This is a genomic window from Kitasatospora sp. NPDC059571 (assembly GCF_042735675.1).
In the GTDB taxonomy this organism is placed as follows: domain Bacteria; phylum Actinomycetota; class Actinomycetes; order Streptomycetales; family Streptomycetaceae; genus Kitasatospora.
On record NZ_JBHWBW010000325.1, the window covers coordinates 1 to 9,044 of the forward strand.

General features: G+C 75.7%; 11 protein-coding genes. 7 read left to right on the plus strand and 4 right to left on the minus strand.

Translation table 11 applies throughout. The features are described 5' to 3' along the window. The coding region (locus ACFV0G_RS27910) for a PucR family transcriptional regulator (protein ID WP_380553725.1) at positions 1-941 on the plus strand (941 nt) is incomplete at its 5' end. Here ACFV0G_RS27910 and ACFV0G_RS27915 read toward each other — a convergent pair. After that, a complete protein-coding gene (locus tag ACFV0G_RS27915) occupies positions 824-2,227 on the minus strand; it encodes a purine-cytosine permease family protein (RefSeq protein WP_380553729.1) in 1,404 nt (467 codons plus the stop codon). The two genes, ACFV0G_RS27910 and ACFV0G_RS27915, sit on opposite strands and share 118 nt — an antisense overlap. 180 nt (positions 2,228-2,407) lie before the next feature. Here ACFV0G_RS27915 and ACFV0G_RS27920 point away from each other — a divergent pair, with 180 nt between their 5' ends. The 3 genes from ACFV0G_RS27920 (at position 2,408) to ACFV0G_RS27930 (ending at position 5,966) form a co-directional block, all read left to right on the plus strand. After that, positions 2,408-3,217: an EI24 domain-containing protein gene (locus ACFV0G_RS27920; protein WP_380553732.1), complete on the plus strand. Its 810-nt coding sequence runs from the start codon at positions 2,408-2,410 to the stop codon at positions 3,215-3,217. Between the two features lie 59 nt (positions 3,218-3,276). Next, entirely contained in the window at positions 3,277-4,530 is a 1,254-nt protein-coding gene (locus ACFV0G_RS27925) for a cytochrome P450 (protein WP_380553735.1), read from the plus strand. Between the two features lie 143 nt (positions 4,531-4,673). Next, on the plus strand, positions 4,674-5,966 hold the full coding sequence (locus ACFV0G_RS27930) for an ATP-binding protein (RefSeq protein WP_380553739.1): 1,293 nt from the start codon (positions 4,674-4,676) through the stop codon (positions 5,964-5,966). A 14-nt stretch (positions 5,967-5,980) separates the two neighbouring features. On the opposite strand, the gene ACFV0G_RS27935 is transcribed toward ACFV0G_RS27930, so the two are convergent. Further along, on the minus strand, positions 5,981-6,241 hold the full coding sequence (locus tag ACFV0G_RS27935; RefSeq protein WP_380553742.1) for a Prokaryotic metallothionein: 261 nt from the start codon (positions 6,239-6,241) through the stop codon (positions 5,981-5,983). A gap of 143 nt (positions 6,242-6,384) precedes the next feature. On the opposite strand from ACFV0G_RS27935, the gene ACFV0G_RS27940 reads away from it, so the two are divergent. Beyond that, complete coding sequence (locus tag ACFV0G_RS27940) at positions 6,385-6,729, plus strand: antibiotic biosynthesis monooxygenase family protein (protein WP_380553745.1); 345 nt, start codon at positions 6,385-6,387, stop codon at positions 6,727-6,729. Here the strand turns inward: ACFV0G_RS27940 and ACFV0G_RS27945 are convergent. After that, positions 6,677-7,138, minus strand: coding sequence for an Lrp/AsnC family transcriptional regulator (locus tag ACFV0G_RS27945; protein WP_380553748.1), 462 nt, complete (start codon positions 7,136-7,138; stop codon positions 6,677-6,679). The genes ACFV0G_RS27940 and ACFV0G_RS27945 overlap by 53 nt on opposite strands. Positions 7,139-7,266: 128 nt before the next feature. Here ACFV0G_RS27945 and ACFV0G_RS27950 point away from each other — a divergent pair, with 128 nt between their 5' ends. After that, positions 7,267-7,890 (plus strand): LysE family translocator, encoded by a 624-nt coding sequence (locus ACFV0G_RS27950; protein WP_380553751.1) that lies wholly within the window; start codon positions 7,267-7,269, stop codon positions 7,888-7,890. Between the two features lie 26 nt (positions 7,891-7,916). Beyond that, a complete protein-coding gene (locus ACFV0G_RS27955) occupies positions 7,917-8,300 on the plus strand; it encodes a hypothetical protein (RefSeq protein ID WP_380553754.1) in 384 nt (127 codons plus the stop codon). Here ACFV0G_RS27955 and ACFV0G_RS27960 read toward each other — a convergent pair. Further along, positions 8,290-8,994, minus strand: a complete 705-nt coding sequence (locus tag ACFV0G_RS27960; RefSeq protein WP_380553757.1) for a VWA domain-containing protein — start codon at positions 8,992-8,994, stop codon at positions 8,290-8,292. The genes ACFV0G_RS27955 and ACFV0G_RS27960 overlap by 11 nt on opposite strands. Positions 8,995-9,044: the final 50 nt, after the last annotated feature.

Consider the following 9,044-nt stretch of genomic DNA (forward strand, 5'->3'; position numbering starts at 1 on the left):
AGGTAGCCGACGTCCACGCCCGCGTCGTCCACCGGGACGGGCACGGGGTGCATGCCGCTCTCGTCGATGTAGCGGGACCGGCCGCGGGGGCCCCGGGACTCGAGGGGCCTGGGGGTCGCGACGCGGCGGGGCGGGGGCGCGGCGGGCGCCCCCCCGCGCCCCCCCCGCCCGGCGCGGCCCCCCGCCCGGCCGGCCGGCTCGGTGCGGCGGCGCTCACCGCGGAGCTCGACGGCGGACTGGCCGCACTGCTCGCGGTGCCGGCCGGCCCCGACCCGGTGCGTGTCCTGCGGGACGCCCTGCGGGCCGCGGCCCCGGAGGGGGCGGTGGCCGCCCTCGGGCCCGCCGTCCCCGCCGACGCCGGCTGGGAGCGGTACGGCGAGAGCCTGCGGGACGCCGCCACCACCCTCGAACTGGCCGTCACCGTGCCGCCCGCCGAGCCGGACCGGCCGGGCCCGGGCGAGCCGTACGTGACCACCGCCCGGGCGCTGACCCTGGAGCGCGAACTGACCCGCTCCGGCGGCCGCGAGCGCTGGTCCCGGCTGGCCGAGGACGCGCTCGGACCGCTGCTGGACTGGGAGGCGCGCCACCCGAGCGACCTGGTCCGCACCCTGGAGGTGCACCTGCGCCACGGCTGCTCGCCGACCCGGACGGCCGCCCTGCTGCACATCGGCCGCCAGTCGCTGTACCAGCGGCTGGAGCGGATCGAGCGGCTGCTCGGCGTCGAGGTCGCCGACCCCGAGCTCCAGGCCGAGCTGCTGCTCGCCGCCTGCGCGTTCCGGCTGCTGCGGGCGGGTGCCGGGCCGGCGGCCGGGCGCCGCACCGGTCAGCGGGCCGGTGCCAGCGCGGGCACCCGGCGCAGGGCGGCGTACAGCAGCGCCGTGCCGACGAAGCCGGCCACGCAGGTCAGGTCGCCAATCCCGGGCGCGGCCCGCACCAGGTAGCCGCTGAAGTCCTCCTGGTTGGAGAAGAGCAGGACGGACACCACCGTGCCGGCCAGCATCGCGACCGGCCCGGCCCACACCTCGTACCGCGGGTCGGCCATCCGGGCCGCGGCCTCGGCGGTGCTCGTGCCGGCCCGGTGGCGCAGCCACTGGTCGGTGAGGACCACGGCCAGCCAGGGCGCCGCCCAGTACGCGATCACCAGCAGGAAGGCCTCGTAGCTGTGCCCGGCGTCGGACAGGCCCCGCCAGGCGACCAGGAAGCCGAGTCCGCCGATCGCCAGCGCCACCGGGCCGCGCGGCAGCCGGCCGAGGCCGAGCGAGACGAAGGACATCCCGGCCGAGTAGATGTTGATCGCGTTGGCGGAGACCGCGCCCAGCATGATCGCCAGCAGGGTCAGGTCGCCCAGCCAGCCCGGGAGGTGGCCGGTGAACGCGGCCGTCGGGTTCTTCTCCCCGGTGGCGACGGTCGCCGAGGCCGCGCCGACCACGGCGAGCAGCGAGACCCCGGCGAAGACGCCGAGCGCCGGGTAGAGCGCCGTCCGCAGCCGGGAGGCGTCGGACGGCAGGTAGCGGGTGTAGTCGGAGGCGAACGGGTTCCAGCCCGCCGCGTAGCCGAACGCCGCGCTGAAGGCCAGCAGGAACCCGCCGGTGCTGCCCGCGGTCGCCGCCGCCCCGCCCAGGTGCGCCTTGCCGAGCGTCACCGCGGACGCGGCCAGGAAGACGGCGGTGAGCAGCGGCAGCGCGTACCGCTCGAAGCGGTGGACGAAGTTGTGGCCCAGGTACGCCACGGCCACCTGGGCCACCACCACCAGGGCCAGGCAGGCCAGGGTCGGCCAGCCGCTCAGGGTGGCCAGGGCGAACGCCCCGGAGACGCTGTTGACCGCGAACCAGCCGAGCCCGGCGCCTGCCGCGTTGAGCACGGCCGGCAGCGCATTGCCCCACCGCCCGAACGCCAGCCGCCCGGCGACCATCTGCGGCACGCCGAACCGCGGGCCGTACAGGCCGACCACCCCGTGCGTGACGGAGCCCAGCGCGGTGCCGAGCAGCAGGGCGGCGGTGGCCGTCCAGAATCCCAGGCCGAAGAAGAGCACGGAGATGACGCCGATGTAGACGGTGGCGAACTCCATGTTCGGCGCCAGCCACGTCCAGAGCAGGCCCAACGGGCTGCCGTGCCGGGCGGATTCGGGTACCGGCTCGGCGCCGGCGGGCTCGACGGCGAGAACGGTGGCACCGTAGGCGGTGACCTCCGCGGCGGGGTCCGCGGGCGTGGTGGGGGCTGTCGTCATACCGACAATCTCGACCCGCCGCCGGGCACCGGCCAAGGGACACACCGCCCGTACCGGGCCGCCCCGCTGCGTACGTTCCGTACGCCGGACGGGCGGTGCGCACCCGCCGGGTTGCCGCCCGGTTTCCCGGCCGTTTCCCCGCCCGCCGCGGCCCGCGGGGCGGCCCGTAGGCTTGCGGCCATGCGAGATTTCGTGGCGGGGCTGGGCTTCCTCCTCAAGGGCCAGCGGTGGGTGGCGCGGCACGGCCGGTGGTGGGGCTTCGGGATGATCCCGGCGCTGATCACGCTGGTCGGGTACGTGGCGGCGCTGACCGCGCTGGTGGTGTGGGCCGGCGACCTGGCGGCCTGGGCGTCGCCGTTCGCCGACCACTGGGGCTCGCCCTGGCGCGGCCTGCTGCGCGACACCCTGGCGGTGGCCGTGGTCGGCCTGGGCGGGCTGCTGTCGATCGTCACCTTCACGGCGGTGACGCTGCTGGTCGGCCAGCCCTTCTACGAGTCGCTGTGCGCGCACGTGGACGACGACGAGGGCGGCGCACCGGCCGCGCCCGACCGGCCGTTCTGGCGCGAGCTGCTGGTCTCCGCCCGCGACAGCCTGGCCGTGCTGGTGCGGGTGGCCGGGCTCGGCCTGCTGCTCTTCGTCGGCGGCTTCCTGCCGGTGGTCGGGCAGACCGCCGTCCCGGTGCTCGGCTTCTGCGTGTCGGGCTACTTCCTGACCGTCGAGCTGTCCGCGGTCGCGCTCCAGCGCCGCGGCATCCCGCAGCGCGAGCGGCTGCGGCTGCTGCGCTCCCGGCTCGGCCTGGCGCTGGGCTTCGGCGTGCCGCTGGTGCTGATGTTCCTGGTGCCCTTCCTCACCGTGCTGGCGATGCCGGGCGCGGTCGCCGGCGCGACGCTGCTCGCCCGCGAACTCGCCCCGGCCGACGGCGCCGGACCGGACCCGGACGACGAGGAGGAGGCCGCGGAAGGCCCGGAGGCGGTGCGCTTCACCAAGTGAAACCACGTGGAGTGACGGGAATTTGACATTCCGCCACCGGCTGGCGGATAAAAGCCGTCATGAGCGCACCGGCAGGCACCAGGTCCACCGCGGCCCCGTCGGCACCGGCGGGAATCGACCTCGCAGACCCGGCCTTCTGGCGGCGGCCGGCCGCCGAGCGGGCCGCCGCCTTCGCGCGGCTGCGCGCGCTGGACGGCCCGGCCGTGTTCACCGACCGCGCCACCGGCCGCCCCTTCCGTGCGCTGGTCCGGCACGCGGACGTGGTGGCCGCCAGCCGCGCCCCCGAGGTGTTCGTCAGTGCGCCGGGCGTCACCACGCCCGAACCGGCCCGCTGGGTGCGGGCGCTGTTCGGCGACTCGATGGTCAACCTGGACGATCCGCGCCACGCCGACCTGCGCCGCGTGGTGTCCCGGGCGTTCACGCCGCGGCTGATCTCCCGGGTGGAGGAGGAGATCCGCCGGCTCGCGGTGGAGATCGTCGACGGCGTCGAGGCGCGCCGCCCGGAGGACTTCGTGGCGGCGGTCGCCGCCGAGCTCCCGTACCAGGTGATCTGCCGGATGATGGGCATCCCGGCGCGCCAGCGCGGGCAGATCCTCACCCAGGTCAACCGGGCGTCCGAGCACACCGGGGTGGCGCGCAGCCGGATCCGGGTGCCCGGCCGCGGACTGCGGGCGCTCGCCCGGATGCAGCTGGTCATCGCCGCGCTCGGCCGCGAGCGCCGCCGCCGCCCCGCCGAGGACCTGATCTCCGCCCTGGTGACCGCCGACGTCGACGGCCGCCACCTCAACTCCCGCGAACTGGGCGCCTTCTTCTCGCTGCTGCTGGTGGCCGGCGTGGAGACCACCCGCAACGCGCTGGCGCACGGCCTGCACCTGCTGACCACCCACCCCGAGCAGCGCGAGCTGCTGCTCGGCGACCTGGAGGCGCACCTCGGCGGCGCGGTGGACGAGATCATCCGGTTCAGTACCCCGATCATCCAGTTCCGCCGCACGGTCGCGGTCGACACCGACCTCAACGGCACCCGGCTCGCCGCGGGCGACAAGGTGGTGCTGTTCTTCGGCTCCGCCAACCGCGACGAGGCGGTCTTCACCGACCCGGACGTCTTCGACATCACCCGCACGCCCAACCCGCACCTGGGCTTCGGCGGCGGCGGCCCGCACTACTGCCTCGGCGCCTACCTGGCCCGGCAGGAGATGAAGACGCTCTACCGCGAGCTGTTCACCCGGCTGCCCGGGGCCCGCTCGGCCGGCGAACCGGTGCTCGTCCCGTCCAGCTTCGACCACCGGGTGAAGTCCCTGCGGTTCACCTTCTGAGCCCGCCGGTGCGGCCGCGGCGCCACCCGCGATCCGTACGGTTCGCACCCGGCCGCTTGTCCGCTCCGGCAGGCGCCCCGGCCGGGCGCCGGGCCGTACCGTCCTGGCACCGCACCCGTCCAGGACGAACGAGAGGCGACCCCGTGCACCGTGCCGGCAGCGAATGGCTGATCCACGACTACCGCGAGGACGACCTGGCCGCGGTCGTCCATCTCATCGACACCACCGCCGGGCTCGGCCAGGAGTCGGTCTTCTCCCCGGCCGAGTGCATCACCGCGCTCACCTCCCGGCAGCCCGCCGTGGTCGCCGTCAGCGACGGCCTGCCGATCGGCGCGGCGCTCGCCCAGGTGACCGACGGGCGCGCCTGGGTGATGCGGATCGCGATCGCCCCGGCCTGGCGCGGCCGCGGCCTGGCCAGCGCCCTGCTGCGGGAGCTGGAGCGCCGTCTGCTGGAGCGCCGGGTCCGCCGCATCGCGTACGTGCTGCCCGAGGAGGAGCTGCTCGGCGAGGGCCTGCGCAACGCCGGCTACACCCGGCGCCCGGCCGCGGCGTACTTCGAGAAGGACGAGCCGCAGGCCGGCCCCGCCGCGGGCCTGCTGGAGGAGCTCGGCGGACGGCTGCTGCCCGGCGACCTGTGGGACCGGATGGCCGGGATGGAGTCCGAGAAGTCGCTGATCGAGCGGCGGGTGGTGCTGCCGCTGGCCCAGCCGGAGCGGGCCGCCCGGCACGGGGTGCGGCCGCCGCGCGCCGTCGCCCTGTTCGGCCCGCCGGGGACGGGCAAGACCACCTTCGCCAGGGCGGTCGCCTCCCGGCTCGGCTGGCCGTTCGTCGAACTGCTGCCGTCCCGGCTCGCCGGGGAGGGCAGCGGCCTGGCCGCCGCGCTGCGCACCGCGTTCGCCCGGATCGCCCAGCTGGAGCGGGTGCTGGTCTTCATCGACGAGGTGGAGGAGATCGCCCCGGTCCGCGGCGACGGCGCGCCGTCCGGCCTGCACGGGGTGACCAACGAACTGCTCAAGCTCATCCCCGGCTTCCGGGAGGGCGAGGAGCGGCTGCTGGTCTGCGCGACCAACTCGGTCCGCTCGCTCGACCCGGCGTTCCTGCGGCACGGGCGGTTCGACTACCTGATCCCGGTCGGCACGCCGGACGCCGCCGCCCGCGCCGCGATCTGGTCCCGCTACGCACACACCCGGGCGGACGTCGACCTGGCCGCGCTGGTCGAGGGCAGCGACCTGTTCACGCCCGCGGACATCGAGCACGCCGCCCGGAGCGCGGCCCAGGCGGCGTTCGAACGCGATCTCGGCACGCCGGGCGGCGGCGCGGAGGCGGGCGCGACCACGGACGACTACCTCGCCGCGATCGCGCAGTGCCGGCCCACCGTGACGTCCGCGATGGTCGAGCAGTTCACCGCCGACATCGCCTCGCACGCGCGGGTCTGACCGGCGGCCGGGGCTCACCCGCCGGGGTGGGCGCCCACCGCGTCGCGGATCTGGTCGCCCAGGCCGCCGTTGGCCCGGGCGCAGTTGGCGCAGCAGAAGAACATCCCGGCCACCTCCACCCCGTGCCCGACGATCCGGACGTTGCAGTGCTCGCAGCGCGGCGCCAGCTTCTCCATCGCGCACTCGAAGCTGTCGAAGGTGTACGTGTCCCCGCTGACCGTCTTGATCTCGAAGGACAGCCAGTAGTCGTTCTTGCAGACCGCACAGACCGCCATGGTCTCCACCTCGTTTCGGTGGCCCGGGGCTCCGGGCCTCCTCCCAGCGTCCGGCGGCCCCGGCGCGGCGGCAATCGCAGCGCTGCCGAACGGAGCGGGCACGGATACTGGAGACGGGGACGGCGCGGCCCGAGGAGGACGTCGTGATCGTACGGATCTGGCAGGCCGAGGTGTCCGCCCGGCGGGCCGACGAGTTCTGCGCCCAGCTCACCGAGGACGTGCTGCCGCAGATCTTCCGGACCGAGGGCTGCCTGGGCGGTGAGCTGCTGCGCGCCCTGGCGGACGGAGATCACCGGGTCGTCATGATCACCCGCTGGCGGGACGAGGACGCCCTGCGCGCGTACGCCGGGCCGATGTGGCGGATCCGGCCGGTCTGGGCCGAGGGCGAGCTCAACTACCTGGAGCACCCGCCGACCGTGGCGCACTACCTGCCGCTCAGCGCGGAAGCACCGGCAGACCCGCGTCCGCCTTCACCTGCTTCATCGTGAGCAGCGAGTTCACCTGGGCGATCCCCGGCAGGCCGGACAGCACGTCGGTGATGAACCGCTCGTACGCGGCGATGTCCGCCACCGCGACCCGCAACAGGTAGTCGGGCTCCCCGAACAGCCGGTGCGCCTCCACCACCTCCGGCAGCGCCGCCACCCGCTCCTCGAAGTCGGCCACCGTCGCCTTGTCCTCGTGCCGCATCACCACCGTGACGAACGGCCGGAAGCCCCGGCCGACCGCCGCCCCGTCCAGCTGCGCCCGGTAGCCGGTGATCACCCCGTCCTTCTCCAGCTGGCGCACCCGGCGCAGGCAGGGGGACGGCGTGAGGTCGACCCGGGAGGCCAGCTCGGCATTGGTCAGCCGGCCGTCCCGCTGGAGCTCGTGGAGGATTCTGCGGTCAGTGCGGTCCATAGCGCAACATTCTGCCAAACGGCCGTGCTGAACTGCACAAACAGGTCATCGGCTGCTCCGCCGTCCCGGCTACCTTCGGTCACCGACGAACACCGCCGACACGCGATCGGCCGAGAACTCGGAGTGCCATGGACGCGCACGCGCTGCTGCTCTTCCTGGGGGTGGACCTGCTGCTGGTCTGCACCCCCGGGCCGGACTGGCTGTACATCGCCGCGCGCGGCCTCGGCCAGGGGCGGCGGGCCGCGCTGATCGCCGTCGCGGGCGTCTGCGCCGGCTACACCGTGCACACCCTGCTCTCCGCGGCCGGCCTCGCCGCCGCGGTGCGGGCCGTCCCCGCGGTGCTGCCCACCCTGCGCTGGGCCGGCGCCGCCTACCTCGCGGTGCTCGCCGTCACCATGCTGCTCTCGCTGCGCCGCTCCGGCGGCCGGCTGCCCGAGGCCCGGCCGCAGCCCACCACCGCCGTCCTGCGGCAGAGCATGCTCACCGCCCTGCTCAACCCGAAGGGCCTGCTGCTCTACCTCTCGCTGGTGCCGCAGTTCGTCGACCCCGCCGCGGCCCTCCCGGTCGGCGGCCAGGTGCTCACCCTCGGGGCCCTCAACGTGCTGTCCTGCGCCGGGATCTACGGCGCCGTGGCGCTGGCCGCGGGCCGGGCCGGCCGCCGGCTCGGCGCCACGCAGGCCGCGGCCCGCCGGATGACCGCCGTCTCCGCGGTGCTGCTCCTGCTGGTCGCCGGCGTCACCGCGAGCGCCTGACCGCCGTCTCCTACCAGTCCGCGCCCGTGTTCGCCGCCGCACTGATGGGCCGTGAAGTGCTCGGCACGCTCTCGGTCCACCGGCAGGTCCTGCTGATCGCCGAGCTGGCGGTGGACGACGCCTCCGGGCTGGCCGGGCTGGACCTGCACGACGTCGAGGCGCCCGGCGGGGTGCGGGTGATCGCGGTGCGCCTCGGCCGCCGGCCCGCGGACCTCCGGTGGGACCCGGCCGACCGGGCCCGCCGGCCGGCGCCCGGCGACCGGATCGTGGTCGCGGCCACCCGCGGCGGGCCGGCGCGGCTGAACGCCCCGGTGCCGACCGCCGCCGCACCGGTGCCGCCCGCCCGGCCCGCCGGCGACGGCGGGGCGCAGGCGGACGGGACGGCCGGCGGGGCCGCGGTCAGCCCGTGATGCCGGCGGCGCGGGCCGCCGCCAGCCAGGCCGGGTAGGCGGCCAGCAGTTGCTCGTACAGCACCCCGTCGGCGAGGTCCTGCGGGCGGCGCCCGGTGGCGCAGAACCCGGCGTTCGGGGTGGCCCGGCCGCCGAGCGAGGCGAGCGAGCGCAGGAAGGCGAACTGCCGGGAGTCGTGCTCGCCGAAGCCGAGGAACTGCCAGAACACCGGCAGGCCCGAGGACTCCTGCAGCAGCTTGGCCACGGCCTTGCGGTCGAACGCGGCGCCGTCCGTCTGGAAGATCACGAACGCCGGGTCCGTCGCCCCGCAGCCGCGGTAGTGCTTCAGCACCGCCTTCATGGCGGGCGCGTACCGGGTGCCGCCGAAGGACGCGCCGACCGCGGTGCGGACCTGCTCCACCGCCCCGTGGTGCCGGCCGATCTCCACCTCGTACGGCTCGTAGGCCTTGTCGTGGAAGAGCACGACGGGCACCGTGCCGTCGTCGTCGAGGTTGGCGGAGAGCGCCAGCGACTGCTCGGCCAGCCGCTGCACCGAGCCGTTCTTGTAGAGCGCGCTCATCGACGCCGAGTGGTCGAGGACGAGGTAGACCGCGGCCCGGCGCCCGTCCAGGCCCTGCTTGCGCAGCGAGACCCCGGCCGCCTTGTACAGCGACACCAGGGCGGGTGCCTCGGCCTGGACCTTCGCCAGGCTGATCGCGGGTGCGGCGGCGCCGGGCCCGGCCGCGCCGGCGGCCGGTGCCGCGG

Bases quoted from the DNA above. Each gene is read 5' to 3' on its own strand.
- ACFV0G_RS27945 (WP_380553748.1), bottom strand. From the start codon at position 7,138: ATGGACCGCACTGACCGCAGAATCCTCCACGAGCTCCAGCGGGACGGC.
- ACFV0G_RS27950 (WP_380553751.1), top strand. From the start codon at position 7,267: ATGGACGCGCACGCGCTGCTGCTCTTCCTGGGGGTGGACCTGCTGCTG.
- ACFV0G_RS27920 (WP_380553732.1), top strand. From the start codon at position 2,408: ATGCGAGATTTCGTGGCGGGGCTGGGCTTCCTCCTCAAGGGCCAGCGG.
- ACFV0G_RS27935 (WP_380553742.1), bottom strand. From the start codon at position 6,241: ATGGCGGTCTGTGCGGTCTGCAAGAACGACTACTGGCTGTCCTTCGAG.
- ACFV0G_RS27925 (WP_380553735.1), top strand. From the start codon at position 3,277: ATGAGCGCACCGGCAGGCACCAGGTCCACCGCGGCCCCGTCGGCACCG.
- ACFV0G_RS27915 (WP_380553729.1), bottom strand. From the start codon at position 2,227: ATGACGACAGCCCCCACCACGCCCGCGGACCCCGCCGCGGAGGTCACC.